The organism is Xanthomonas sp. NCPPB 1638 (assembly GCF_041475635.2).
GTDB classification, from domain to species: domain Bacteria; phylum Pseudomonadota; class Gammaproteobacteria; order Xanthomonadales; family Xanthomonadaceae; genus Xanthomonas; species Xanthomonas cucurbitae.
Window position 1 is genome coordinate 671009 of record NZ_CM192984.1, and the last position, 26488, is coordinate 697496.

Consider the following 26488-nt stretch of genomic DNA (forward strand, 5'->3'; position numbering starts at 1 on the left):
AAACGAACGGCGCCTTCCGGCGCCGTCCGCATCCCCATCACCTGGTACACGCTTGCCTTACGGGCGAACCTTGGTGGCGCAGACGAACGTGGCCGCCTGTTGCACGCGGCTGATCGCACCCTGGTCTTCCAGCTCACGCAGATGGTCGTTCATGCAGCTCAGGTAACCGAGGCGGTTGCCTGCATTCTGGGTCTTGCACAGGCTGTTCTCGGCGGTGAGGTTGGCGCCGACGATCAGGCCGCCAGTCTCCACGGTCGGTACCAGCGTATTGCAGTTGCCCAGCCGGGTCAGGCCACGGTTCAAGGTCCAGCCGATGTCGGCAAACATCGCCGGGGTCAGGTCGATGTTCAGCTGCGCCTGCACTTCCGGCGTATCGAACGGCTCCATCAGCGCGTTCGGCTGCAGGTCGGTGTCGAAGTGCGAGAACGTCGAACCGCCGGCCACCACGCTGGGTGCATACAAGCGCGTGCGCCCCGCGCTGTCGGTGCCCTGCAGCAGCTCTGGATCCTCGTACAGCCCGGCCACGACCCCGGTGCTGCCCTTCAGGCGCGCGCCATCGACCTGCGACACCATGATCGCGGGGATGGTGATGTCGGTGATCGGCGGTGCGGCATTGCCCATGGTCTGCACGCCGGCGGCGTTGTTGGCCACGATCACGCCCACTGCGCCATTGAGCTGGGCGTTCTTGGCCTTGATGGCGAAGGCGCAGGTGCCACGGTCGATCAGCGCCACCTTGCCGGTCACCTCGGCGGCGTTGGCGAATGGCGTCTCACAGCCATCGGTGGCCGAGGCGGCCGCAACGCCATCGTTGACGGTCACCACCGCGCGGGCGGGGAAATTGCTGGCGGTCGCCAGCGGCCCGAAGCTGGCAAAGCCCACTTCGAACTTGCCGGCAGCGCTGCTGGGTGCAGTGACCTGCAGCAGGGTGCGCGGATCCAGGACCAACGCCGCCTCGCGGTTGACCCCCGAGCCGGCCCACACCGTGCGGCCCGGCGTGCGCATCGCCTCGGCACGCAGGGCATTGGTCATGGCCGGGTCGTCGAAGCGCTTGTTCTGCACGTTGTCATAGGCCTGCGAGGTGTAGACGTCGGTCAGCCCGCTGCCCGAACCGAGTACGCCGGTGGTCTTGTTGAGGAAGCCGGCAGCGCCCAGCCCGTGGCCGATCTCGTGCATCACCACGTTGAGGAAGTTGATCTGGCCCTGCGGCGTCTTGCCGTCCAGGCCCAGGTACCAGCCCGAGCCGGCCAGGCAGTCGTCCTTGCCCAGGTCGCCGTTGAATTGCGAGAACACGTCGGCCGGATCGGCCGGATCCGGTACCAGGTCCTGCCCGGCGATCGCATCGCCCAGCGCAGACGGGTACAGCGTATTGGGCTTGGCGCCGGGGAAGTTGTTGACGATCCAGTTCGGGCCGGCCTGGCCCAGCGTGCCGCCGGTGGCGGTACAGGTCAGCCGCGCGAACGAGGCGTAGACCTTGATCTCCACAGTGCTCTGCAGCACCGCGCCCCACAGGTCCATGGCGTACTGGTAGGCGATACGACGCTGCTCGCCCACCGAGCGCCCGGGATTGCCACCCAGCGGGGCAGTGGCGGTCGGGTCGTTCAAGCCGACGACGGTGCCGGCATCGCCATTGATGAGCGTGACGGTGGCAGCCGACGCCTGCGCCGTCGCGAGTGCCGCACCCACCGCAAGGGACAACAGCAACAAGGGCTTATTCATGCGGCAGCGCCCCGTGCTCGGCGTGGGCGGGTTGGGTGTCGGCGTCATCGCCGTGTTCGATCACGATGCGGCCATCGGCCTGGCGGGTGGCGGTCAGCGAACTCATTTGCGTGGCCGGCAACTTGCGCGCCACGGTGCCGTTGGGCAGCCGACGGACACTGGCCAGGGCGGCGGCTTCGTTCTGTGGCAGCGCGGCGGGGGTCGCCCGGCCGGTGGCGCTGCGGGCGGCGGCAGAGGCGGCCTGCTGATCCAGCGCCGCGCTCTCGGCGTCGGTCAGCGGGCGCAACTTGCCGGTGGCGGGATCGATACCGACCTTGGAGCTGGCGGCGACATCCTGCGCTGCGGCAATTGCCGGCAGGCAGGCCAGACACAGCGCACCGGACAACATCCATCCAGGCTTGCGAAAGCTCATCATTGTTGGGGTTTCCTTGGGTCCAACGGCAGAAAGAAAGTGGTGCGAGGGAGCGGTGTTCGGGTGGATCCTTCCGTTTTAGTCTGTTGATGACTGAATCATGAATCCGTGATTTGTGTCAACATTTTGACGGGAAGGGAGTAAATGGCGAATCGATGTGCTGAAAAAGTCAGTTCTGTGGATGCGTCCGGCTACCCGTTCACCAGGGAGTTGCCTTTTCACTGGTGCCTAGCCGGGAATTTGACGCGGCTGCTGCTGGCCGTTGCGTGTCGCCCGCGCCGTCTTGCCGCTGGCCTGGCGCGTCGACATGGCCGTGCGCAGCTGTCCAGTGGCCGGCTTCGGCCAGGCGCCCAGCCTGTCTCGACACGGCGCCGGCCGTTTCGCTCACCGCACGGTCTGGCCCCACGTCCTAAGATCGCGGCATCGTTTTTTCGGGAGCATCGGCATGATTCGCGAGATCATCCGCATGGGCGACAAGCGCCTGCTGCGCGTGGCACCTGTGGTGACCAACCTGGGCAGCGCGCAATTGCAGGCGCTGGTGGCCGACATGTTCGACACCATGGACGACGCGCGCGGCGTGGGGCTGGCGGCGCCGCAGATCGCGGTGAACCTGCAATTGATGGTGTTCGGCTTCGAGGCCAGCGAGCGGTATCCCGAGGCGCCTGCCGTGCCGCGTACCGCATTGGCCAATGCGCAGATCGAGCCGCTGTCGGAAGAGATGGAGAACGGCTGGGAGGGGTGCCTGTCGATTCCCGGGTTGCGCGCGGTGATTCCGCGCTATCGCCGTATCCGGTACCGCGGCTTCGCGCCCGACGGCACGCCGATCGATCGCCAGGCCGAAGGCTTCCACGCGCGCGTCGTGCAGCACGAATACGACCATCTGGTCGGTCGCCTGTACCCCTCACGCATCGAGAACTTCGACACCTTCGGTTTCGAAGACGTGTTGTCGTACGAGCTGTAGCGCCTGGCGACGACCGCCGCGTGCCGTCTACCCGCACGCTAATCACAAACAGACAGGGCGCCTGATGGCGCCCTGTCCTTGCTGCTGCAACGCCCTTACTTCAGCGCCTTGAAACGCAGGCGCTTCGGGCCGGCATCGTCGCCCATGCGGCGACGCTTGTCTTCTTCGTACTCGCGGTAGTTGCCCTGGAAGAACTCCACGTGCGAGTCGCCTTCGAACGCCAGGATATGCGTGGCGATACGGTCCAGGAACCAGCGGTCATGCGAGATCACGAAAGTGTTGCCGGGGAACTCCAGCAACGCATCTTCCAGTGCGCGCAGCGTTTCGATGTCCAGGTCGTTGGACGGTTCGTCCAGCAGCAGCACGTTGCCGCCCTGCAACAGCGTCTTGGCCATGTGCAGGCGACCGCGCTCACCGCCGGACAGCGAACCGACCATCTTCTGCTGGTCCTGGCCCTTGAAGTTGAAGCGGCCGATGTAGGCGCGCGACTGGATCTCCACGCCATTGATGTTGAGGATGTCCAGGCCGCCTGCGATTTCCTGGAACACGTTGTGGTTGCCTTCCAGCGCGTCGCGGCTCTGGTCCACGTAGGACAGCTGCACGGTCGGGCCGACCACGATCTCGCCGGAATCGGGCTTCTCCTGGCCGGTGATCATCTTGAACAGGGTCGACTTACCGGCACCGTTGGGGCCGATGATGCCGACGATGGCGCCCGGCGGCACGATCATCGACAGGTTGTCGATCAGCAGGCGGTCGCCGAACTTCTTGGAGACGTTCTTGAATTCCATCACCGAGTTGCCCAGGCGCTCGCCCGGCGGGATGAAGATTTCATTGGTCTCGTTGCGGCGCTGGTAATCCACCGACTGCAGCTCTTCCAGGCGGGCCAGACGCGCCTTGCCCTTGGTGCGGCCGCCCTTGGCGTTCTGCCGCGACCATTCCAGTTCTTTCTGGATCGCCTTCTGGCGTGACTTTTCCTGGTTGTCTTCCTGCTTGAGGCGCTCGTCCTTCTGGGTCAGCCAGTCGGTGTAGTTGCCCTTCCACGGAATGCCGCGGCCGCGGTCCAGTTCCAGGATCCACTCGGCGGCGTTGTCCAGGAAGTAGCGATCATGAGTGACTGCCACCACGGTGCCGGTATAGCGCGCCAGGAACTGCTCCAGCCATTCCACCGACTCGGCGTCCAGGTGGTTGGTGGGTTCGTCGAGCAGCAGCATGTCCGGCTTCTGCAGCAGCAGGCGGCACAGCGCCACGCGGCGCTTTTCGCCACCGGACAGCTTGCCCACGATGGCCTCCCATGGCGGCAGGCGCAGTGCATCGGCGGCCACGTCCAGCTGGTTTTCCAGGGTGTGGGCATCGCCGGCGGCCAGGATCGCCTCCAGGCGCTCCTGTTCCTTGGCCAGCGCGTCGAAATCGGCGCCTTCCTCGGCATAGGCCAGGTACACCGCATCCAGCGCGGCCTGGGCCTGCAGCACGTCGCCCACGCCTTCTTCGACCGCTTCGCGCACGGTGTGCTCGGGATTGAGCTGCGGTTCCTGCGCCAGGTAGCCGACCTTGATGCCGGCCTGCGGGCGGGCTTCGCCTTCGAAATCGGTATCCACGCCGGCCATGATCTTCAGCACCGTCGACTTGCCGGCGCCGTTCAGACCCAGCAGGCCGATCTTGGCGCCCGGGAAGAAGCTCAGCGAGATGTCCTTGATGATCTGCCGCTTGGGCGGGACTACCTTGCTGACGCGGTTCATGGTGTAAATGTATTGCGACATTGGGGCTCCGTGGACGCAGGCAGCCCGCCGGCCGAGGCCGGAGGCAGCGGAAAAGGGATGACCTCGATTATACGGGCAAGTGGCGGAGGCCGCGGCACGCCGAGCTGCAGCTAAATGGCAGCCTACCTATGACCTGAATAGGGATTTTCGTAACCGATTCCAGAAAGAATGCATTAAGGCGGGCAGCGTCTTAATGAAATTGCGACATCGCGAACAGCAGCTGGTCATGAACCGCAAACGCATTGTTACCGCCGTGCTTTCCTCCATCCTGCTGCTGGGTTCCGTAGCTCCGGCCGCTGTTGCCGGGGACTGGGACCGCGACCGTGATCGGCGCGGCCCTGACCGCGACTGGCGCGACTGGCGTGATGACCGCCGGGCCGATCGTCGTGAATGGCGCGATGATCGCCGGGCCGACCGCCGCGAGTGGCGCGATGACCGTCGCCACTACAACAGCGGATACCGCGAGGGCTATCGTGACGCGCGCTACCAGGATCGCCGCTACGGCAACCGGGTGTATGTCTACGACCGTCCGGCCTATTACCGCGCCGGCCCGCCGCCGCGTCCGTACTGGGCCCGCGGCCAGCGCTATCACGGCCCGGTCTACGTCATCAACGATTACGACCGCTACGACCTGCGTCGCCCGCCGTACGGCTACCGCTGGCAGCGCGATGACCGCGGCAATCTGCTGATGGTGGCCATCGCCACCGGCATCATTGCCGACCTGGTGCTCAACCACTGACCCGGCGCCAGCGCCTGGCCGCGACCGGGCAATCGCGCCGGTCATCACACAAGGCGCACCTTCGGGTGCGCCTTTGCCATGTCTGCCGCGCAAGCGCACCGCCCAGGTGATCCGCGCGATTGGTCACCCGTGCGGCAGGGGCTTACAATCGGCGGCCCTACTGGCTGCAGCTGCCCCGGAGCTTTGCATGTTCTCGCGCGACGTCCGACTGGAAACCTACGACCCCGAACTGGCCAAGGCCATCGCCGCTGAAGCTGGCCGCCAGGAGGATCATGTCGAGCTGATCGCCAGCGAAAACTATTGCAGCCCGCTGGTGATGGAAGCGCAGGGCAGCCAGCTGACCAACAAGTACGCCGAAGGCTACCCCGGCAAGCGCTACTACGGCGGCTGCGAGTACGTGGACATTGCCGAGCAGCTGGCAATCGACCGTATCAAGCAGGTGTTTGGCGCTGACTATGCCAACGTGCAGCCGCACAGCGGCTCGCAGGCCAACCAGGCGGTGTATCTGGCGCTGCTGCAGCCCGGCGACACCATCCTGGGCATGAGCCTGGCCCATGGCGGCCACCTGACCCACGGCGCCAAGGTCAATGTGTCCGGCAAGCTGTTCAACGCGGTGCAATACGGCGTCAACGCGCAGGGCCTGATCGACTACGACGAAGTGCAGCGTCTCGCCACCGAGCACCAGCCGAAGATGGTGGTGGCCGGTTTCTCTGCCTACTCGCAGAAGATCGACTGGGCGCGCTTCCGCGCCATTGCCGACAGCGTCGGTGCGTATCTGTTCGTGGACATGGCCCACGTCGCCGGCCTGGTGGCCGCTGGGGTGTATCCCAGCCCGATGGAGCATGCGCATGTGGTCACCTCGACCACCCACAAGACCCTGCGCGGCCCGCGTGGCGGCATCATCGTCGCTAAGGGGGCGAGCGAAGAGCTGCAGAAGAAGCTGCAGTCGATCGTGTTCCCCGGCATCCAGGGCGGCCCGCTGATGCATGTGATTGCGGCCAAGGCAGTGGCGTTCAAGGAAGCGCTGGAGCCGGCGTTCAAGACCTACCAGCAGCAGGTGGTGAAGAACGCCCAGGCCATGGCCAACACGCTGATCGCACGCGGCTACAAGATCGTCTCCGGTGGCACCGAAAATCACCTGATGCTGGTGGACATGATCGGTCGCGACGTCTCCGGCAAGGATGCCGAAGCCGCGCTCGGCAAGGCCCACATCACCGTCAACAAGAATGCGGTGCCCAACGACCCGCGCTCGCCGTTCGTCACCTCCGGCCTGCGGCTGGGCACCCCGGCCATCACCACGCGTGGCTACAAGGAACAGGACAGCATCGACCTGGCCAACTGGATCGCCGACGTGCTGGACGCCCCGAGCGACGAAGCCGTGCTGGCCAAGGTGCGCGACGCGGTCACCGCGCAGTGCAAGCAATTTCCGGTGTATGGCTGATGCGGGAATCGGGAATCGGGAATGGTAAAAGCAACGCTGCAATAGCTCTGCTGTTCCGATTCCCCATTCCCCTCTCCCTATTCCCGGACGTCTGATGCACTGCCCCTTCTGCCAGCACAACGACACCCGCGTGATCGATTCGCGCGTGTCCGAAGACGGAACGACGATTCGTCGGCGCCGCGAGTGCGAGGCGTGCGGTGAGCGTTTCAGTACCCTGGAAACGATCGAGCTGAAGTTGCCGACCGTGGTCAAGAGCGACGGCGGGCGCGAGGCCTTCGATGCGCGCAAGCTGCGTACCAGCTTCGACCGCGCGCTGCAGAAGCGTGCCGTCGCCGAAGAGCAGATCGAAGCGGCGGTGCGTGCGGTGGTGCACCAGCTGCGCATGTCCGGCGAACGCGAAGTGGGCTCGCTGCGGGTGGGCGAATACGTGATGGTCGAGCTGCGCAAGCTCGATCATGTGGGCTATGTGCGTTTTGCGTCGGTCTACCGCAGTTTTCAGGACGTGGCCGATTTTCGCGAGGAAATCGAAAAGCTCGAACGCGAACTTCCGGTTGGCAGCGAGCAGCTGCCGTTGCTGGAAGCGGCGCTGGAACGTGCCGGCAAACCCGGCAAGCGCTGAGCGCAATGCGCATCGCCTGCGTGGCGGAAACGCCGGAGCATCTGCCGGCCATTGCCCGGGCGCACTTGCAGGCGTTCGGGGCATTGTCGCCCGACTGGACCTTGGACGAAGCGTTGGACGAACTGCGCAGCCACACCCGCGACGACCGCATTCCCACGACCTGGGTTGCGCATGCCCGCTCGCACTGGCTGGGCTCGGTGAGCCTGCTGGACAGCGATGACGCCGGTCTCGGGCAATGGTCGCCCTGGCTGGCGTCGTTGTACGTACAGCCGGCCGCACGCGGGCAGGGCATCGGCAAGGCCTTGGTGGCGCACTGCGTGCGGGCCGCTGCAGGGTTGCGCATCCCTCTGCTGTATCTGTATTGCCAGCCGGTCCTGGTACCGTTCTATCGACGCCTGGGCTGGCAGACGCACACCGCGCTTTTACTAGGGCCGATGCAGATCGTGGTGATGTGCATCGTGCCGGAGACGACGCCCCCGTGACTGACACCCTCTACCTCGCCAGCGCCGCCGACCACCGCTGGATGGCGAACGCCCTGCGCCTGGCCGAACGTGGCGCCTACACCACGCGGCCGAACCCGATGGTGGGTTGCGTGATCGTGCGCGATGGCGTCTGTGTGGGCGAAGGTTTCCATCAACGTGCCGGTGGCCCGCACGCCGAAGTGTTCGCACTGCGCGCTGCCGGCGAACAGGCGCGTGGGGCCACCGCCTATGTCACCCTGGAGCCGTGCGCGCATTACGGACGCACGCCACCCTGCGCCTTGGCCTTGATCGAGGCCGGCGTGGCACGCGTGGTGGCCGCGATGGCCGACCCATTTCCGCAGGTCAACGGCGGCGGCTTTGCGCTGCTGCGCGAAGCGGGGGTCGCCGTGGTCAGTGGCGTGCTGCAGACGCAGGCGCGCGCACTCAATCGCGGGTTCCTGTCGCGGGTGGAGCGGGGCAGGCCGTGGTTGCGGGTCAAGCTGGGCGCCAGCCTGGATGGCCGCACCGCGCTGGCCAGTGGCCAGTCCAAATGGATCACCGGGAGCGACGCGCGTGCCGACGTGCAGCGCTGGCGCGCACGCGCCGGCGCGATCCTGACCGGCGCCGGCACGGTGCTGGCCGACGATCCATCGATGACGGTGCGGTTAGGCGACGAGACGGCGGTCGTCCCGCCACTGCGGGTCGTCCTGGATGCCGGCCTGCGGACGCTTGCCTGCAGCACCATCCGCCAGGGCGATGCGCCGACGCTGTATGTGCATGGCGAAGCGGTGATGCCGCCAGCGCTCGACGGTGCCGAATTCGTCGGGGTGCCACTGCACGACGGCCGTCTTGATCTGGAGGCCGTACTGGCCATGCTTGCCGGGCGCGGCATCAACGAGGTGCATGCGGAGGCCGGCGCCACCCTAAGCGGCGCGCTACTGCAGGCCGGGCTGGTCGATGAACTCTTGGTCTACCTGGCGCCGGTGTTGCTGGGCGATACCGCAAGACCGTTGTTGGCAGGTTTGCAGATCGAAACGCTGGCGCAGCGTCAGCAGCTGCAATTGCTCGATGTGCGTCAGGTGGGGCAGGATGTGCGCCTGCGTTATACGCCAATGCCTATCGGCTAGGTGTCGCGTCATGGCTTGGCTTGCAAGCGCCGAAAACAAAAAGGCCCCGCACGCGCGGGGCCCCTTGTCATCGCCGAGACGCAACGATCAGAAGCTTGCGCGCACGCCAACCTTGTACTGGTTGGCGTCGTTGATGAACTGCGCTTCGGCCACCAGGCCCCAGGTACGGGTGAAGTTGACCTGGCCACCCAAGGTGCCGACGAACTCGCCTTTGTCCACATCGCTGCCATCGATGTAGCCAGCCTTGACCCAGGCTTCGGTGCGCGGCGAGGGCTTGCCGCGCAGGCCCAGGTTGCCGAAGCCCAGGTTGGTGGCGTCGGACGCGTTGTCGATCGAACGGCCGCGCAGGCGCAGGTCGGAATCGACCTTGGTGCGCAGCACGCTGATGTCGGCAGTGAATTCGACGCGCTCGGTCATTTCCTGGCGGTACCCGATCCCAAGGTTGGCCTGCTGCAGGGTGCCTTCGATGACAAAGCCGCCGCCGAGGTTGTAATCCTTGCTGGCGCGGGTGTAGCCAGCCAGCAGGTAGACCGGCTGGGCAATCTGCCAGGAGCCACGGATGTAGCCGCCGTCGATCTCGTCGGAATCCTGATCGACACTGATGTGGGTGCGGTTCCAGCCGCCTTCGACGTAGCTGTAGCTCAGGCCTTCAGCAGATGCCGCAAACGGCGCGGCGGCCAGCAGGGCGGCCAGGATCAAGGTGGTACGCATTGAGTGGTCTCTCCGAATTGGATGTCCGTGTCTTCATCTCGAAGGCGGGACGAGTGGGCGACGTCTCCCGTCGCGGCGCGTAACTTAACAGAACCTTCACAATGCTGGCTATGGGGGATTTCCCGACATGACACAGCGTTCTGTCAGGCATGCCCTCCTGGGCAGGCATGGCGCTGCTGCAGCGCTGGTAGACTTGGCCTGCCGGTTTGCCGGCACTTACGAACGTCTTCAGGGCGGGGTGCGATTCCCCACCGGCGGTAGGCACGCGCAAGCGTGCGAGCCCGCGAGCGCTTGGCCGTCGATCCGCCCCTGTGAGGGCATGATGGCCAAGGTCAGCAGATCCGGTCCGATGCCGGAGCCGACGGTATAGTCCGGATGAAAGAAGACGGCCAACGTGCAGCCCTGCGGCTGCGCGCGCGCCTGTTTGCTTTGCCTGGTGGCGTTTTTCGCTCAACTCCTGCGAGAAACGACGATGTCTTTGCATCACCTGTTGCGCTTTACTGCACCCTTCCACCGCCCCACGTCCGCGCAGCGCTTGCTGCAGATGGGGGCGCGCTGATGTTCACCGGAATCATCGAAGGCGTCGGCCGCCTGGTCGCGCGCCAGCCGCAGGGCGGCGATGTGCGTTTCACCTTCGCGACCGGCAGCCTGCCGTTCGACGCCGTGCAACTGGGCGAGAGCATCGCGGTCAATGGCGTGTGCCTGACCGTGATCGCGTTCGATGCCACCAGCTTCCAGGCCGATGCGTCTACCGAAACCCTGTCGCTGACCACGCTGGGCGCGCTGCCCGAAGGCGCGGTGCTGAATCTCGAACGCGCACTGCGTCCCACCGACCGGCTGGGCGGCCATCTGGTCAGCGGGCATGTCGATGGCCTGGGGCAGGTGCAATCGGTACACGGCGACGCCCGCGCGCAGCGCTGGCGCTTTGCCGCATCGCCCGAGGTGCTGCGGTATGTCGCCAAGAAGGGGTCGATCTGCGTCGATGGCGTCAGCCTCACCGTCAACGCGGTGGACGATGCCGGCTTCGAGGTCGCGCTGATCCCGCATACCGTGGCCAACACGGCGTTTTCCGCCACTGCGGTGGGCGCGGCGGTGAATCTGGAAATCGACCTGGTGGCGCGTTATGTCGAACGCCTGCTTGGTACGCGGGGTGCGGCATGAACTTCGCACCGGTTCCCGAGCTGATCGAAGAATTGCGTGCCGGGCGCATGGTGGTGATCGTCGATGACGAAGACCGCGAAAACGAAGGCGATCTCATCATGGCCGCCGAGCTGGTCAAGCCGTCGGACATCAACTTCATGGTCACCCATGCGCGTGGCCTGGTGTGCCTGTCGCTGACGCGCGAACGCTGCGCGCAACTGGGGCTGGCGCCGATGGTGCGCAACAACACCGCGCAGTTCCAGACCAACTTCACCGTCAGCATCGAAGCGGCCGAAGGCGTGACCACCGGCATCTCCGCCTACGACCGCGCACACACCGTGCGCACCGCGGTGCGTCCGGATGCCAAGCCGCAGGATCTGAGCCAGCCGGGGCACATCTTTCCGCTGATTTCCCAGCCCGGCGGCGTGTTGACCCGTGCCGGCCACACCGAAGCGGCCAGCGACCTGCCGATGCTGGCCGGGCTGGAGCCGGCCGGCGTGCTGGTGGAAGTGCTCAACCCCGACGGCAGCATGGCGCGCCGCCCGCAGCTGGAAGTGTTCGCGCGCGAGCATGGGCTGAAGATGGGCTCGATCGCCGACCTGATCGCCTACCGGTTGGCCAACGAGCACACCGTCGAGCGCTTGGATGCGCGCGCGATCACCACCGAGTTCGGGCCGTTCCAGCTGGTGACCTACCGCGACCGCATCGCCCACGACCTGCATTTCGCCCTGGTGCGCGGCACGGCCGATCCGCACACGCCCACGCTGGTGCGGGTGCAGGTGGAGAACCCGCTGGCCGACCTGCTGCACTGGCAGCGCGAGGATTTCGGCGTGGCCGCTACCGACGCCTTGCGTGCCATCGCCGCCGAAGGGCAGGGCGTGATGGTGGTGCTGTCGGCCCCGCGCGACAGCGAATCGTTGCTGGCACGCTTGCGCCAGCAGCCGGAGGCCGCTGCCAACGCCAAGGACGTGAGCCAGTGGCGGCGCAACGGCGCCGGTGCGCAGATCCTGGCCGAACTGGGCCTGGGCAAGCTGCGCGTGCTGGGGACGCCGCGCCGTCAGGTCGGCCTGGCCGGCTTCGGGCTGGAAGTGGTGGAGTACCTGGAATGCCATCCGGGCGAAGGCATGCGCTCGGTACCGCCCGAGGCGGTGCCGTAAGCAACGCTTGCTGCGCCAGGGCCTGACCCTGGCGCAGTCCTGGAGCCCTCACGCCGGCCACCCTGCATTCCCGGCCATCGGCCGGTCGTGGTTATCCACGGCGTGGCCACATCTGGCACTCAGGCCGGGCCTGCTTGGGCAGGCCGTGCTGCGCCGCTGCCCGTCGGGGCTGACCCCGGCAGCTGTTAAACTTCCCGCCCCCTCGAGTTGCCGACCCGCATGACCCACTACGAAGGCGATCTTCGCCCCACCACCACGCGCTTTGCGATCATCGCCAGCCGCTGGAACGCCCGCATCACCGACGTCCTGGTTGCCGGCGCGCGCCAGAGCCTGGCCGGCAACGGCATTGGCGAGGACGCCATCGACGTGATCCGCGTGCCCGGCGCCTGGGAAATCCCGATCGCCGCCAACCGCGTGGCGCAATCCGGCCAGCATGGCGCGATCATTGCGCTGGGCTGCGTGATCCGTGGCGATACGCGCCATTACGAACACGTGGCCGACCTGTGCGCCGAAGGCCTGATGAGCGTGCAGTTGCAGACCGGCGTGCCGGTGCTCAACGGCGTGCTGGCGGTCGAGCGCGTGGAAGATGCCGAGGCGCGTGCCGGCGGCAGCCACGGCAACAAGGGCGAGGAATGCGCGCTGGCCGCGCTGGAACTGGTGAACCTGATGGAGTTGTTGCCATGAGCAAGTCCGGTGGACATGCCCGCCACGGCCGTCGCGACGGCATCGACCCGGTGCTGCGCTCGCGTGCGCGCCGCCGCGCCCTGCAGGCGGTGTATGCCTGGCAGATTTCCGGCGGATTCGCCAAGCAGGTGATCGCCCAGTTCGCGCATGAGCAGGCGCACGAAGTGGCCGATCTGGCGTACTTCGAAAGTCTGGTCGATGGCGTGATTGCCAACCGCGCCGAACTGGACACCGCGCTGGCGCCGTACCTGGACCGTGGCGTGGAAGAGGTCGATGCGATCGAGCGCGCGGTGCTGCGCCTGGCCGCCTATGAGCTGCTGTACCGGCAGGACGTGCCGTACCGCGTGGTCATCAACGAAGCGATCGAAACCGCCAAGCGCTTCGGCTCCGAACACGGCCACACCTATGTCAACGGCGTGCTGGATCGCGCTGCGGTGGAGTGGCGCAAGGTCGAGTCGGGCGTCAGCGGCGCCTGAGCGCCGCGGGAATCGGGAATCGGGAATGGAGAATCGGGAATCGTAAAAGCCTGCGTTTCCGCGATGTCCCGATGCAGTTGCGATTCCCCATTCCCGATTCCCCATTCCCGTCACCATGCCCGAATTCGATCTGATCGCCCGTCTGCGCGCCCGTATTGCCGCGCGCGCCGATGTGCCGTTGGGCATCGGCGACGATGCGGCGCTGGTGCAGCCGCCGGCCGGCGAGCAGTTGGCGATTACCGCCGATACGCTCAATGCCGGGGTGCATTTTCCGCGTGAGACGCTGGCCGCCGATGTGGGCTGGAAGACGCTGGCGGTGAATCTCTCCGATCTGGCCGCGATGGGCGCGCAGCCGCGCTGGTGTACCTTGTCGCTGTCGCTGCCCAGCGACGATCTGGCCTGGGTGGACGGGTTTGCCGATGGCTTCTTTGCGCTGGCCGATGCACATGACATTGCATTGGTCGGTGGCGACACCACGCGCGGGCCGTTGTCGTGCGCGGTGACCGCCATCGGCAGCGTGCCGCCGGGCGCGGCGTTGCGTCGCGATGGCGCGCGCGTGGGCGATGACGTGTGGATCACGGGGGCGCCGGGCGAGGCCGCCGCGGCATTGTCGCTGTGGCAGGCCGGTCGGCTGGATGTCACCCAGGTAGCAGCCGATCCATTGCATGAAACCTGGCGTGGCCGTCTGCTGCGCCCGCAGCCGCGCGTGCAGGCCGGTTTGCGTCTGCGTGGGCTTGCGCATGCCTGCGTGGATGTGTCCGATGGCCTGCTGGCCGACCTGGGCCACCTGTGCGAGCGCAGCGGCGTGGGCGCTCAGATACTTTCTTCAACGCTGCCGCCCATGTTGCACAGCGATGGCATCGATGCGCTGGCCTGTCTCGGCTGGCAGCTTGGCGGCGGCGACGATTACGAGCTGTGCTTCACCGCCGCCCCGCCGCAGCGCGATGCCGTGACGCAGGCGATGGCGATGGCCGGCGTGACCGCCACGCGCATCGGCCGGATCGTGGCCGCATCAGGCGTGGTGGTGCACGACGCCGATGGCAAGCCCTGGCAGCCAGCCCAGCGCGGGTATCAGCATTTCGTCGGCTGATACGTGGGGTGGGCGCGTGTGCAGCGTGGATGCTGCGGTGGGTCGCGGTGCGTTGGAGCGCTGTGTTGAGACGGTGCCGCAGAGCGAATCACTGGGTGCGCTGCAGCTGAGGCGGTAGCGCCTGGTTTGACGTCGGGCCGATCTTGCATCCGCGCACGACGGCTGCCCGCATCCGCCCTTCGGGTGCAGCGGCTAATCCGCCGTCGAGCGGCTTTTATGCAGAATTTACGCACTGCCCACGGCAGGTCCTAGCGACTTTACGCAGCACGGGAAGACACTGCGCGAGTTGGCGGAGCGGTTCCGCCGTGGACGATCCCGATGCATCCCTTGACCAGTCTGCTCCACCGGCGCTGCGCGCGCGGTGCGGCAGCGCCTTGCCCTGTTGTCATGCCCCGGCTGCCTGAATGCGCGGGCCGTCTCACTTTTTCGCGCCGTTGCGCGCGTTCCGGGGAGTAAACGACATGCCTGCCTGGTTGTCCCTGCTGTGCGGCGTGGCCGTACTCGTTGCCGCTGCGTACCTGCTGTACGTGGTATTGCGACCCGAAGACTTTTGATGCGAGTGCGCTGCAATGACTGAGACCTTTCTTGTTTACGCGCTGGCCATCGTGCTGGCGTGGCCCGCAGGCCGGTATCTGGCGGCGGTGATGCGTGGTGCCCCCATGCGGGGCGATGGCGTGTTCGGGCTGATCGAGCGGCCGTTGTACGCCTTGCTCGGCACCCGTCCGCAGCAGGGCATGTCCTGGCGTGGGTACGCCGTGGCGTTCCTGGTCAGCAATCTGGTGGTCGGCCTGCTGACCTGGGGGGTGTTCATGACCCAGGCGTGGCTGCCGTTCAACCCGGATGGCATTGTCAACATGCGGTGGGATACCGCGCTGCACACCATGGTGTCCTTCGTCACCAACACCGACCAACAGCACTACTCGGGCCAGGCTCAGCTGTCGTACCTGTCGCAGATGACCGGCATCGTCGGTCTGCAGGTGGTGACGCCGATGATGGGCCTGGCGCTCGCGGTGGCGACGCTGCGTGCGTTGTTCGGTGGGCGAGCCGCTGGGGTGGCATCGGAGACCAGCGGCCAGGCAACCACGGCCGGGCTCGGCGATGCAAAGGCGCTGGCGCGCCAGGGTCGTCAGCCGTCGGTTTCCCGCGCAGAGGCGCTGCCCGAAGCGGACGTCGGTAATTACTGGGCCGATGTCATCCGGGCCAGCGTGCGCGTGTTGCTGCCGCTGTGCCTGCTGTGGACCGTGCTACTGGGCTGGCAGGGCGTGCCGTCCACCTTCCAGGGCGCCACTACCGCCACGCCGCTGGACAGCCGCGCCGGCATGGCCAAGCAGACCATCCCGGTAGGCCCGGTGGCGGCCATGGTGGCGGTCAAGCAGCTCGGTACCAATGGTGGTGGCTGGTATGGTCCCAACAGCAGCGTGGCGCTGGAAAACCCCACGCCGTTGAGCAATTTTCTCGAAACCCTGGCGATCGTCCTGCTGCCGATGAGCGTGGTGTTCATGGTCGGCTATCTGACCGGACGCAAGCGGCTCACCGCCTTGGTATTCGGCACCATGCTGACACTGTCGGCCGCCAGTACGGGGCTGCTGCTGTGGTCCGAATCGCATGCGGGCAGTGTCGCCTCGCCGGCTTTGATGGAAGGCAAGGAAGTACGCATTGGTGCCGATGCCTCGGCGCTGTGGGCGGCGTTGACCACGCAGACCTCCAACGGGTCGGTCAATGCGATGCACGACTCACTGGCGCCGTTGAGCGGCCTGGTCACCCTGGTGAACATGCTCATCAATGCCATCTGGGGCGGTATCGGCTGCGGCCTGCAGCAGTTCGTGGTGTATCTGTTGCTGAGCGTGTTCCTGGCCGGCCTGATGACCGGGCGTACGCCGGAGCTGTTCGGCCGCAAGATCGAAGCGCGGGAAGTACAACTGCTGGCGTTGCTGATCCTGTTGCAGCCGCTGGTGATCCTGGGCTTCACTGCGGTGGCCTTGGCGGTGCCTGCGGTCACGGCCAACTCCAATCCCGGCTTCCATGGCATCAGCCAGGTGTTCTACGAGTACACCTCGGCGTTCGCCAACAACGGTTCGGGATTCGAAGGGCTGGGCGATGCCACGTACTGGTGGAACCTGAGTTGCTCGCTGGTGCTGGTTCTGGGCCGTTACCCGGCGTTGATCCTGCCGTTGATGGTGGCCGCGCGTATGGCGGTGAAGCGGCGCGCGCCCGAATCGGCCGGCAGCCTGCATGTCGAAACGCCCACCTTTGCGTTGACCCTGATGGCGATCGTGCTCGTGCTGACCGTGCTGCAGTTCATGCCGGCACTGGTGCTGGGCCCCATCGCTGAACATCTCGCCCTGGCGGCGTCCTGAGACTGAGCAATGTCTACGATCAATACAATGGAAAAACGCGAGCGCGGTGACATCGCGCTGTTCGATGCGGCGGTGCTGGCCTCGGCGATGCGTGCGGCTTTCGTCAAGTTGTCGCCACGGCATCTGATCCGCAGCCCGGTGATGGCGGTGGTGATGGGCGGTACGCTGCTGTCGGCGGTCATTACCGCCAGCGGGCATGGCCATGCCGGCTTTGGCTGGGCGGTGACTGCGATCCTGTTCGTGACGGTGCTGTTCGGCAATTTCGCCGAAGCCATCGCCGAAGCGCGTGGCCGTGGCCAGGCGGCATCACTGCGCCGTGCACGCAAGGACCTGGTGGCGCGGCGTGTGGAAACCGCATTGGGCGGCCGCGAAACGCGGGTGCCGGCGGCCGAGCTGCGCCCCGGCGACTACGTGATGGTGTCCGAGGGCGAATTCGTCCCGGCCGATGGTGAGATCGTGCGCGGTCTTGCCACCATCAACGAAGCGGCGGTGACCGGCGAATCGGCACCGGTGCTGCGCGAAGCCGGCACCGACCGCAGCGGCGTGATAGGCGGCACGCGGGTGCTGTCCGACGAGATCGTGTTCAAGGTGACGGCCGAGCCCGGCCACAGCTTCCTGGACCGCATGATCGCGCTGGTGGAAGGCGCCAACCGGCAGAAGACGCCCAACGAAATCGCCTTGACCCTGTTGCTGGCGGCGATGACGTTGACCTTTCTGATCGTGGTGGCTTCGCTGCCGGCGATTGCGGGCTTTGTCGGCGTCACGCTGGATCCGTTGCTGCTGATCGCCCTGCTGGTGTGCCTGATTCCCACCACCATCGGTGGCCTGCTGCCGGCGATCGGTATTGCCGGTATGAACCGTGCGCTGTCGGCCAATGTGCTGGCCAAGTCCGGCAAGGCCGTGGAAGTGGCCGGCGACGTGGACGTGCTGCTGCTCGACAAGACCGGCACCATCACCTACGGCGACCGCCAGGCCACCGTGTTCCATCCGCTGGCCGGCATCGACCGGGCTCAACTGCGTGATGCGGCCATGCTGGCCTCGCTGGCCGACCCCACGCCGGAAGGCAAGTCCATCGTCAAGCTGGCGCGCCAGCAGGGTGCGGTGGGCGTGGAGCCGGATGGCGCGCACTTCATCGCCTTCAGCGCGCAGACCCGCATGTCCGGCGTGGATCTGGGCGGTCGCAGCATCCGCAAGGGTGCCGGCGATGCGATCGTGGCGTATGTGCAGGCGCAGGGCGCCACGGTGTCGCCGGAACTGCAGGGCCGCATCGAGGAAGTCGCACGCGGCGGCGCCACGCCGCTGGTGGTGGCCGAAGGCCGGCACGTGCTGGGCGTGGTCGAACTGAGCGACGTGGTCAAGCAGGGCATCAAGGAAAAGTTCGCGCAACTGCGGGCGATGGGCATCAAGACGGTGATGATTACCGGCGACAACCCGCTCACCGCCGCCGCAATTGCCGCCGAAGCCGGCGTGGACGACTACATCGCGCAGGCACGCCCGGAAGACAAGCTGGCACGCATCCGTGCCGAGCAGACCGGCGGGCGGCTGGTGGCGATGGTTGGCGACGGCACCAATGACGCACCGGCGCTCGCGCAGGCCGACGTTGGCCTGGCAATGAACTCCGGCACGCAGGCGGCCAAGGAGGCCGGCAACATGGTCGATCTGGATTCGGATCCGGCCAAACTGCTGGCGGTGGTCGAAGTGGGCAAGCAGCAGCTGATTACCCGCGGCGCATTGACCACCTTCTCGCTGGCCAATGACGTGTCGAAGTACTTCGCGATTTTGCCGGCGCTGTTTGCCGCGGCGATTCCGTCGATGACCGCGCTCAACGTGATGCAGCTTTCCAGCCCGCGGCATGCGGTGCTGGCGGCGCTGATCTTCAATGCCTTGATTATTCCGGCATTGATTCCGCTGGCGCTACGCGGCGTGCGTTTTCGTCCTTCCAGCGCCACCGCGCTGTTGCGCCGGAACATGCTGATCTACGGCCTGGGCGGCGTGTTGCTGCCGTTCGTGGCCATCAAGTTGATCGACCTGGCGCTGGCCGCCACCCTGGGAGCCTGAGTCATGACCACTTCTTCCAAGAGCACTGCCGTGTCTATCTCCCTGCCATTGCGCGACGATGGCGTCCTGCGCGCCTCCATTGGCCTTGCCGCGTTCACGCTGCTCGGCCTGGGCCTGGCGTATTCGCTGGTGGCCACCGGCATCACCGGCGCGCTGTTCCCGGCGCAGGCGCAGGGCTCGCTGGTGCGCTCGCAAGCGCATGTGGTGGGCTCGGCGCTGGTGGCGCAGCCCTTCACGGATGCGCGTTACTTCCAGCCGCGCCCGTCGGCGGCCAAGTACGATCCCACCGCCGCCTCCGGCAGCAACCAGGCGCGTTCCAATCCGGACCTGCAGGCGCGCATTGCCACCACCCGAGCAGAAGTCGCCGCACGCGACGGCATCGCCCCGGACGCGGTGCCCGGCGAGTTGCTGACCCAGTCTGGCAGCGGCCTGGACCCGCACCTGAGTCCGGCCGGCGCACAGGTACAGGTCCGCCGCATCGCCGCCGCCCGCGGCTGGCCGGAACAACGCGTCGCCTCACTCCTGCAGGCCACCACCGAGCAACCCCAGTTCGGCCTGCTTGGGCAGCCACGAGTGAATGTGCTGGCGCTGAATCTGGCTTTGGATGAAGCTGGGAATGGAGAATCGAGAGTCGGGAATGGGGCAACGCAACAGCGCTAGCATTGCCGGGCCGCGATAAGCTCTTCGATTCCCGATTCCCGATTCCCGATTCCCGAATGTCCGACGCCCGCACCCAACAAGCCGACGCACTGATCGGCGAACTGCAACGCGAACACGGCGGGCGGCTCACGGTCTTCCTGGGTGCTGCGCCGGGCGTGGGCAAGACCTACGCCATGCTGTCGCGGGCGCGCGAGCGTCTGCGGCAGGGCATGGACGTGGTGGCCGGGGTGGTGGAAACCCATGGGCGCAGCGAAACCGCTGCGCTGCTGGAGGGTCTGCCGCTGCTGCCGCGCATGCGCGTGAACTACCAGGGTCGGGTACTGGAAGAGCTCGATCTGGATGCATTGCTGGCGCGCAAACCGCAGCTGGCGTTGATCGATGAGCTGGCCCACCGCAACGTGCCCGGCAGCCGGCATGAGCGACGCTGGCAGGACATCGTGGAATTGCTCGATGCCGGCATCGATGTCTACACCACGGTCAACATCCAGCACCTGGAAAGCCTCAACGACATCGTGCTGCGCATCACCGGCGTACGCGTGTCCGAAACCGTGCCCGACGCGGTCTTCGACCGCCTGCGCGACATCGTGCTGGTGGACCTGCCGCCGCGCGAACTGATCGAGCGCCTGCAGCAGGGCAAGGTGTATCTGCCCGAACAGGCCACCCAGGCGCTGCAGGCGTTTTTTTCGCCGTCCAATCTCACCGCCTTGCGCGAGCTGGCGATGCAGACCGCCGCCGACCGCGTCGACAGCGATCTGCGCGACACCCAGGCCGCGCGCGGGCTACCCGGCACGGCCGCGTTGCGTCGCCGCGTGGTGGTGGCCATCGATGGGCGCGGTAGTTCGGAATATCTGGTGCGGGTGGCGCGGCGCCTGTCCGAACGCCGCGATGCGCCGTGGACGGTGGTGACGGTACAGACACGCACCGTCACCGATGCCGACTGGCAGCTGGAGATCGACCGCGCCTTCGCGCTCACGCGCCGGCTTGGCGGCGATACCGCGCTGCTGCACGGCGCCAACGTGGCCGAGGCCCTGCTGGATTACGCCTCGCAGAATGGTGTGTCCACGCTGTTGCTGGGGCGCACGCGCGAACGCCCGCTGGCGCGCATGTTCAATCGCACGCTGACCCAGCAGTTGTTGCAGCGAGGCGCGCATTACGAACTGGTCATCGTCAGCTCCGCCGACGCGCGCGCACGCGCACGCCAACGCTGGCGTAATCCGCGCAATTGGTTGCAACGCTACGACCTGGCGTTTGCGGCGATCGCGGCCGCCGGTGCGGTCGGCGTGGCCTGGCTGCTGCAACGCTGGACCGATATCGACGATCTGTCGATGGTGTTCATCGTCGCGGTGGTGCTGGTCGCCTCGCGCACGCGCATGGCCGCAGCGGTGATCGCGGCGCTGCTGAGTTTTGTCGCCTACAACTTCTTCTTCATCGAACCGCGTTTCACCCTGCACATCAGCGCCCGCCAGGGCGTGGTCACGGTGTGCCTGTTTCTGCTCGCCGCGCTGGTGGCCGGGCGGCTGGCTTCGCGCCTGCGCAGCCAGGTGCTGGCGCTGCGCGCGGCCAATGCGCACGCCAATGCATTGCAGGCGCTGGGCCGCCAGCTCAGCACCGCCGCCGACCTGGGGCAGGTGCTGGAGGCCGGGCGGCGTGCGCTGACTACCGCACTGGACGCCGAGGTGTGGTTGCGGCTGGAACAGCGCGAAAGCGAGGCGCCGGCCAGCCTGGGTGCACTGGATCGCAGCGCTGCCGACTGGACCCAGCGCCACGGCCAGCCGGCCGGGCGCTTCACCGACACCCTGGCCGGCGCGCAATGGTGGTGCCTGCCGGTACGCCATGAGCGCGGCACCCTCGGCGTGGCCGCGCTGCGCCTGCGCCAGGGCGTGCAGCGGCCGGGGCTGGAGCAGCGTCGGCTGGCCGAAGCGATGGTGGAAGACATCGGTCAAGCCGCGCTGCGCACGCGCCTGGTCGCCGACCTGGAAGGCGCGCGCGTCAGCGGCGAAACCGAGCGCCTGCGCTCGGCGCTGCTGTCGTCGGTCTCGCACGACTTGCGTTCGCCGCTGGCCTCGATGATCGGCTCGGCCAGCAGCCTGGCCAGCTATGGCGATGCGATGGACACGCAGGATCGCCACGCGCTGCTGGACACCATCCAGCTCGAAGGCGAACGGTTGGACCGCTACATCCAGAACCTGTTGGACATGACCCGGCTCGGCCACACCGGGCTGACCTTGAATCGCGACTGGATCGGCGTGGACGAATTGATCGGCTCGGCCACCCGCCGCCTGCAGCGCTACCAGCCTGAGGTGCGCCTGCAACTGGAGCTGGCCACCGATCTGCCGGCGATCTGGGTGCACCCGGCGCTGGTGGAGCAGGCCATCTTCAACGTGCTGGAAAATGCGGCGAAATTTTCGCCGCCAGGCATGCCCGTCACCGTGCAGGCGCAACTGCGCAGCGGTGCCCTGCAGATTGACATCGGCGACCAGGGGCCGGGCATTCCCGAAGACGAGCGTGCACGCATCTTCGACATGTTCTACAGCGTGGAGCGCGGCGACCGCGGCCGCCACGGCACCGGCCTGGGCCTGACCATCTGCCAGGGCATGATCGGCGCGCACGGCGGCAGCGTGGAGGCATTGGCCGGTGCGCATGGTCAGGGCACCACGATTCGCATTACGCTGCCGTTGCTCGTTCCTGCCGCGCCACCCCGCCCTGATGCCGACTGACGCCACTGCCATCCCCCCCGCCCGTGTCCTCATCATCGACGATGAGCCGCAGATCCGCCGTTTTCTCGACATCAGCCTGCGCGCCCAGGGCTACCGCGTGCTGCAGGCCGGCACCGCCGAAGAAGGCCTGGCCACGCTGGCCGGGCAGGGCGCCGAACTGGTGGTGCTGGATCTCGGACTGCCCGATCGCGACGGCCACGAGGTGCTGCGCGAGATCCGCCAGTGGTCCAGCGTGCCGATCATCATGCTGACCGTGCGCGCGGGCGAAACCGAAAAGGTCGCCGCGCTGGACGCCGGTGCCAACGACTACGTGACCAAGCCGTTCGGCGTGCAGGAATTGATGGCGCGCATCCGCGCATTGCTGCGCCAGTCCGGTGCCGGCAGCACGGTGGAAGAAAGCGTGTTCGACGACGGCCGCCTGCATATCCATCTGGGCTTGCGCGAAGTCAGCCTCAATGGTGAAGCGGTGCCGCTGAGCCGCAAGGAATACGCCTTGCTCGCGCTGCTGCTCAAGCACGCCGGCCGGGTGGTCACCCAGCCGCAACTGCTGCGCGAAGTGTGGGGCCCCACCCACGAAGACGACACCCATTACCTGCGCATCCTGGTCGGCAAGCTGCGCCAGAAACTGCACGACGATGCCGCCGACCCGCACTACATCGTCACCGAACCGGGCGTGGGGCTGCGGTTTATCGGTGTGGCGCGCTGAGCGCAGGCGTGGATGGCACGCAGGAATCAGCCTGCGGCGATACGCGCGCAGACCGGATGCAGTTGCCGCCGCGTCGATGCTGCCCGACCGAGATGGCTGCCGCCCCGGCCAAGCAGTGCTGCTACGTGCTTATGGAGCGCGCACGCTTGTCTACGGTGCGCGACGCAGCGTGATCCGGGTCAGCTCCGATGGGCGACCCAACCGCAATGCCAGTCCAGGCCAGAGTGCAGTGCCATTGTTGACGTACAGCTGCATGCCCGCGACCTCGTACAGCCCCGACACGAAGCCCGCGTTGGCCAACGCGAACAACCGGTCCACGCCCAGGATCAGACCACCATGCGTGTGGCCGGACAGTTGCACGTCCACGCCTTGCGCCGCTGCCTGGCGTGCCTGCCTGGGTTGATGGTCCAGCAGCACGATGGGCGTGTGCGGCGGTGCCCCGTGCAGGGCGGCGTGCAGGTCCGGTGGCGGCAGGCCCGCCTCGGGCGCGGACAGATCGGTGACACCGGCGATGATCAGCGCGGCATCACCGCGACGTAGCACCGTATGGCTGTTTTCCAGCGGAATCATGCCCAGCGTGCTCAGGTAGCGCGTCCATGCCGTGGCCTCGAAGAAATATTCGTGATTGCCGGGGATGAAGTAGACCCCGTCGCGTGCGTGCAGCGCGCGTAACGGCTCCACGTCCTGGCGACGGTGTTCGATGCTGCCGTCGATGACGTCGCCGGTGACCACGATCAGATCGGTCTGCAGACGGTTGCCGCGTTTCACCACCTCCTGGGCCCAGGACGCGTCGAACAGCCGGCTGATGTGCAGGTCGGTCAATTGCAGCAGTGTGTAGCCGTCGAACTGCGGCGGCAGGTTCCTGATCCGGATCTCGACCTGCTTGACCGCCGGCACGCGGATCGCCTGGTGCACGCCCACGGCAGCCAGAACACAGGCGCCAAGGCCGATGGCGTAGCGCAGGCCCGCCGGCACCGTGAGCGGGTGGCGTCGTAGCCAGCCGGCCAGCGCGACCAGATCGAGCAGGGGTTGCAGCAACGCCAGCAGCAGGATCGCGGCAAATGCCCAGTTGAAGAAGATCACCAGGCTGCGCGGCATCTCCGGCGAAAACACGCTGCCGGAAGAGAGCCGGCAATACAGGTGGTATTGCGAGGCCAGCAGCAATGCCGCCGCGACAGCCAGTTTCAGTGCCGGTGACCATGGCAGCGGCCAGAGGAATCTGCCGATGACGTAGATGGACGGGAGCGCAAAGACTATATGGAACATTGGAGGTTTCGTCGGTTGGAGGCGAAGGATGGCGCAGGCCATGCAGTCGGATGGTCGGCCTTGGGCTGCGAAGGTGTGGGCCGGATGCGTGCGTGCGCCATTTCCGGGTCGCTGGCGAAAACTGCCTGCGGTAGGGATATGCCAAATGCAGCGGCAAGCGGTCTGTGCGCGCCAAGCCAAGGTGCGCCACGGATCGCGATCGACCCGGCCGCCGCGCACGACGCCTCATGCGGTAGCGGCGCGGCAGAGGTCGAACGTGTCAGCGATGCGATGCCTGCTGCGCCGAAGGCCAGCACAGGCCTCTCACCTGACACGACATGCGCTAGCCGGGCAGCATGCCGGTCGCCAGTAATGCATCGCGCGCAGCACTGCCATTGGCGATCATCCAGCCAGGATATTCGGGGGGAAGTGCGCTTGCCTGGTCCAGGGCAGCCAATGCGTCCGCGCTCAACGTCACATCGCTGGCCAGCAGGTTGGCGTCCAGCTGCTGCACCGAGGTGACGCCCAGCACGATGCTGGTCACCACCGGCTGCTGCCGCAGCCAGGCCAGCGCGACCGCTTCGAGTGTGCTGCCATGCGTGCTGGCCACCTCATCCATCACTGCGAGCAAGCCCTCGCCCCTGGCCTCATCCACCGGAGGAAAGGGGACGGTGGCGCGACGGCCTGCCTGCTGGCCCTGGCGGTACTTGCCGGTGAGATAGCCGCCCGCCAGCGGGCTGAAGACCAGCAGCGCCATCTGCTCGGCGGCGAGCAGCGGCACCAGCTCGCGCTCGGCATCGCGGCCGGCCAGCGAGTAGTAGCCTTGATAGACCTGTGGGCGGGTCAGGTTGAGGCGTTCGGCGATTCCCAGTGCCCTGGCCGCCTGCCACGCGGCCCAGTTCGACACGCCGACATAACGCACATGCCCCTGCCGCACCAGATCGTCGAGTGCACGCAAGGTTTCTTCGATCGGCGTTGCCGGGTCCCAGCCATGCAGTTGATACAGATCGATGTGGTCGGTGCCAAGGCGCTTCAGGCTTTGCTTGACCTGATGCATCAGGTGATGCCGCGAGGTGCCGGCGTCGTTGGGCCCGGCGCCGGTGGCGTGCGCAGCCTTGGTCGCAAGCACCACCTCATGCCGTGCGATACCGTGCCGCTGCAGCGCCCGCCCGATCATGGCTTCGGACTGGCCGTTGGAATAGACATTGGCGGTGTCGATGAGGTTGATGCCGGCGTCGTACGCGCGGCGGACCAGCGCGTCCACCTGAGCCTGGTCCAGGCCGCCGGCGGCCGCATACTTGGCTTCCGGAATGCCGAAAGTCATCGAGCCAAGGCTCAGTTCGGAGACAAACAGCCCTGTCGTTCCTAATCTGTTGTAGCGCATTTCCGTGTCTCCGGTCGTTGGTGAGTGGCGCCATGAAGACATGCATAAACGAGAATTGCAAGTTCCGGAACTAATCGGTACCGTATTTATTCATGAAAAAGACAACACCGTTGGACAACCCGTTGCATGTTCCATCGCCGCCGCACGACCCCGCAGCCGTCGCAACAGCACGCGGCCGCAGGCGTGACCACGGGCGCGACGCTGTCATCCTCGATGCCGTGATCGACGTGCTTGCCGAGCACGGGTACGAGGGCATGACGATGGATCTGGTGGCGCAGCGCGCCAAGGCCGGCAAGGCCACGGTCTACCGGCGCTGGAAATCCAAGGCCGACCTGGTGGTGGACGCGGTTGCGCACGCCAAGCGCGGCCAGGTTGATCCCGCCGCGCTACCCGACACCGGAACGCTGCGTGGAGACCTGCTCGCCCTGTTCAAGCCCAGCTCGGTCAAGGAGGGGGAGCGCACGCTGCAACTGATGGCCGGGCTGGCGGCTGTGCTGGCACAGCACCCGGAGCTGGCCGACGCGGGCAATGCCGCCATCGTCGAGCCGTGGGTGGTGGCCAATCGTGTCTTGATGCGGCGCGCACTCGCGCGCGGCGAGTTGTCTGCGCATGCCGACATCGAGTGCGCCGCGCAGGTGGTGCCGTCGATGGCCGCGTATCGGGTGCTGATCCAGCGCAAACCGTTCGACCTGGCGTTCCTGGTCCGCATGCTCGATGGCCTGCTGCTGCCGGCGCTGTGCAATGCGCCGGCGGCGAGCGAGCCAGGCGACCGCCACGTCCAGGGCGAGCGCTAGCCGGTTGAGGTGCCAGTTTAGTTGGGTGCCTGGCGATGACGTTCGGACGGTCACGATTCCAGGCCGCGCCGCAGTG

The 26488-nt window shown here is 66.7% G+C and carries 24 protein-coding genes and 1 riboswitch; of the genes, 18 read left to right on the forward strand and 6 right to left on the reverse strand.

The annotated features are described in order from the left end of the window. Nucleotides 1–57: 57 nt before the first annotated feature. Together ACCQ13_RS02755 and ACCQ13_RS02760 are read right to left on the reverse strand one after the other, a co-directional pair. Nucleotides 58–1716 (reverse strand): PA domain-containing protein, encoded by a 1659-nt coding sequence (locus tag ACCQ13_RS02755; RefSeq protein WP_159406605.1) that lies wholly within the window; start codon nt 1714–1716, stop codon nt 58–60. Beyond that, a complete protein-coding gene (locus tag ACCQ13_RS02760; protein ID WP_104602317.1) occupies nt 1709–2131 on the reverse strand; it encodes a post-PEP-CTERM-1 domain-containing protein in 423 nt (140 codons plus the stop codon). The genes ACCQ13_RS02755 and ACCQ13_RS02760 overlap by 8 nt, the downstream gene beginning before the upstream one ends. Before the next feature lie 442 nt (nt 2132–2573). Between ACCQ13_RS02760 and def the strand changes: the two genes are divergently transcribed. Then, a complete protein-coding gene (gene def / locus ACCQ13_RS02765) occupies nt 2574–3089 on the forward strand; it encodes a peptide deformylase (RefSeq protein WP_104602318.1) in 516 nt (171 codons plus the stop codon). A gap of 95 nt (nt 3090–3184) precedes the next feature. Here the strand turns inward: def and ettA are convergent, their stop codons facing one another. After that, complete coding sequence (gene ettA / locus ACCQ13_RS02770; RefSeq protein ID WP_039408257.1) at nt 3185–4846, reverse strand: energy-dependent translational throttle protein EttA; 1662 nt, start codon at nt 4844–4846, stop codon at nt 3185–3187. 226 nt (nt 4847–5072) lie between these two features. Here ettA and ACCQ13_RS02775 point away from each other — a divergent pair, with 226 nt between their 5' ends. The 5 genes from ACCQ13_RS02775 to ribD all read left to right on the forward strand — a co-directional run bounded on the left by ACCQ13_RS02775 (nt 5073) and on the right by ribD (nt 9233). Next, nucleotides 5073–5585 carry an RcnB family protein gene (locus ACCQ13_RS02775; RefSeq protein ID WP_104602373.1) on the forward strand — a complete coding sequence of 171 codons (513 nt, stop codon included), beginning with the start codon at nt 5073–5075 and terminating at the stop codon, nt 5583–5585. A gap of 187 nt (nt 5586–5772) precedes the next feature. Then, complete coding sequence (gene glyA / locus ACCQ13_RS02780; protein WP_104602319.1) at nt 5773–7026, forward strand: serine hydroxymethyltransferase; 1254 nt, start codon at nt 5773–5775, stop codon at nt 7024–7026. A gap of 94 nt (nt 7027–7120) precedes the next feature. Continuing rightward, a complete protein-coding gene (gene nrdR / locus ACCQ13_RS02785; RefSeq protein ID WP_104602320.1) occupies nt 7121–7645 on the forward strand; it encodes a transcriptional regulator NrdR in 525 nt (174 codons plus the stop codon). Beyond that, entirely contained in the window at nt 7642–8127 is a 486-nt protein-coding gene (locus ACCQ13_RS02790) for a GNAT family N-acetyltransferase (protein ID WP_159407920.1), read from the forward strand. Before nrdR ends, ACCQ13_RS02790 begins: the two co-directional genes overlap by 4 nt. A gap of 41 nt (nt 8128–8168) precedes the next feature. Beyond that, nucleotides 8169–9233 carry a bifunctional diaminohydroxyphosphoribosylaminopyrimidine deaminase/5-amino-6-(5-phosphoribosylamino)uracil reductase RibD gene (ribD, locus tag ACCQ13_RS02795; protein ID WP_104602374.1) on the forward strand — a complete coding sequence of 355 codons (1065 nt, stop codon included), beginning with the start codon at nt 8169–8171 and terminating at the stop codon, nt 9231–9233. Between the two features lie 87 nt (nt 9234–9320). Here the strand turns inward: ribD and ACCQ13_RS02800 are convergent, their stop codons facing one another. Next, a complete protein-coding gene (locus ACCQ13_RS02800) occupies nt 9321–9944 on the reverse strand; it encodes a hypothetical protein (RefSeq protein WP_104602322.1) in 624 nt (207 codons plus the stop codon). Between the two features lie 220 nt (nt 9945–10164). Then, a riboswitch (FMN riboswitch) is annotated at nt 10165–10335 on the forward strand. 167 nt (nt 10336–10502) lie between these two features. Between ACCQ13_RS02800 and ACCQ13_RS02805 the strand changes: the two genes are divergently transcribed. The 11 genes from ACCQ13_RS02805 (at nt 10503) to ACCQ13_RS02855 (ending at nt 22989) form a co-directional block, all read left to right on the forward strand. Continuing rightward, on the forward strand, nt 10503–11105 hold the full coding sequence (locus ACCQ13_RS02805; protein ID WP_104602323.1) for a riboflavin synthase: 603 nt from the start codon (nt 10503–10505) through the stop codon (nt 11103–11105). Continuing rightward, nucleotides 11102–12241 (forward strand): 3,4-dihydroxy-2-butanone-4-phosphate synthase, encoded by a 1140-nt coding sequence (ribB, locus tag ACCQ13_RS02810; RefSeq protein ID WP_104602324.1) that lies wholly within the window; start codon nt 11102–11104, stop codon nt 12239–12241. The genes ACCQ13_RS02805 and ribB overlap by 4 nt, the downstream gene beginning before the upstream one ends. Nucleotides 12242–12460: 219 nt before the next feature. Continuing rightward, the gene (gene ribH / locus ACCQ13_RS02815; protein WP_104602325.1) at nt 12461–12925 is read left to right on the forward strand and encodes a 6,7-dimethyl-8-ribityllumazine synthase; all 465 of its coding nucleotides are present in this window, start codon (nt 12461–12463) and stop codon (nt 12923–12925) included. Further along, complete coding sequence (gene nusB / locus ACCQ13_RS02820) at nt 12922–13401, forward strand: transcription antitermination factor NusB (RefSeq protein ID WP_104602326.1); 480 nt, start codon at nt 12922–12924, stop codon at nt 13399–13401. The genes ribH and nusB overlap by 4 nt, the downstream gene beginning before the upstream one ends. Before the next feature lie 115 nt (nt 13402–13516). Then, complete coding sequence (thiL, locus tag ACCQ13_RS02825; RefSeq protein ID WP_159406606.1) at nt 13517–14491, forward strand: thiamine-phosphate kinase; 975 nt, start codon at nt 13517–13519, stop codon at nt 14489–14491. A 461-nt stretch (nt 14492–14952) separates the two neighbouring features. Beyond that, nucleotides 14953–15045, forward strand: a complete 93-nt coding sequence (locus ACCQ13_RS02830) for a potassium-transporting ATPase subunit F (RefSeq protein WP_006452907.1) — start codon at nt 14953–14955, stop codon at nt 15043–15045. A gap of 15 nt (nt 15046–15060) precedes the next feature. Next, the gene (kdpA, locus tag ACCQ13_RS02835; RefSeq protein WP_372372338.1) at nt 15061–16848 is read left to right on the forward strand and encodes a potassium-transporting ATPase subunit KdpA; all 1788 of its coding nucleotides are present in this window, start codon (nt 15061–15063) and stop codon (nt 16846–16848) included. 9 nt (nt 16849–16857) lie between these two features. Beyond that, a complete protein-coding gene (kdpB, locus tag ACCQ13_RS02840) occupies nt 16858–18906 on the forward strand; it encodes a potassium-transporting ATPase subunit KdpB (RefSeq protein WP_104602329.1) in 2049 nt (682 codons plus the stop codon). A gap of 30 nt (nt 18907–18936) precedes the next feature. Beyond that, entirely contained in the window at nt 18937–19566 is a 630-nt protein-coding gene (kdpC, locus tag ACCQ13_RS02845) for a potassium-transporting ATPase subunit KdpC (RefSeq protein ID WP_104602375.1), read from the forward strand. Between the two features lie 56 nt (nt 19567–19622). After that, complete coding sequence (locus ACCQ13_RS02850) at nt 19623–22283, forward strand: DUF4118 domain-containing protein (protein WP_104602330.1); 2661 nt, start codon at nt 19623–19625, stop codon at nt 22281–22283. Continuing rightward, nucleotides 22273–22989 carry a response regulator gene (locus ACCQ13_RS02855; protein ID WP_104602331.1) on the forward strand — a complete coding sequence of 239 codons (717 nt, stop codon included), beginning with the start codon at nt 22273–22275 and terminating at the stop codon, nt 22987–22989. The genes ACCQ13_RS02850 and ACCQ13_RS02855 overlap by 11 nt, the downstream gene beginning before the upstream one ends. Nucleotides 22990–23139: 150 nt before the next feature. On the opposite strand, the gene ACCQ13_RS02860 is transcribed toward ACCQ13_RS02855, so the two are convergent. Beyond that, nucleotides 23140–24297, reverse strand: a complete 1158-nt coding sequence (locus tag ACCQ13_RS02860; RefSeq protein ID WP_208800452.1) for a metallophosphoesterase — start codon at nt 24295–24297, stop codon at nt 23140–23142. A gap of 280 nt (nt 24298–24577) precedes the next feature. Continuing rightward, nucleotides 24578–25618: an aldo/keto reductase gene (locus tag ACCQ13_RS02865; RefSeq protein ID WP_104602332.1), complete on the reverse strand. Its 1041-nt coding sequence runs from the start codon at nt 25616–25618 to the stop codon at nt 24578–24580. 92 nt (nt 25619–25710) lie between these two features. On the opposite strand from ACCQ13_RS02865, the gene ACCQ13_RS02870 reads away from it, so the two are divergent. Further along, the gene (locus ACCQ13_RS02870) at nt 25711–26412 is read left to right on the forward strand and encodes a TetR/AcrR family transcriptional regulator (RefSeq protein WP_104602333.1); all 702 of its coding nucleotides are present in this window, start codon (nt 25711–25713) and stop codon (nt 26410–26412) included. The last annotated feature ends 76 nt before the right edge of the window (nt 26413–26488 follow it).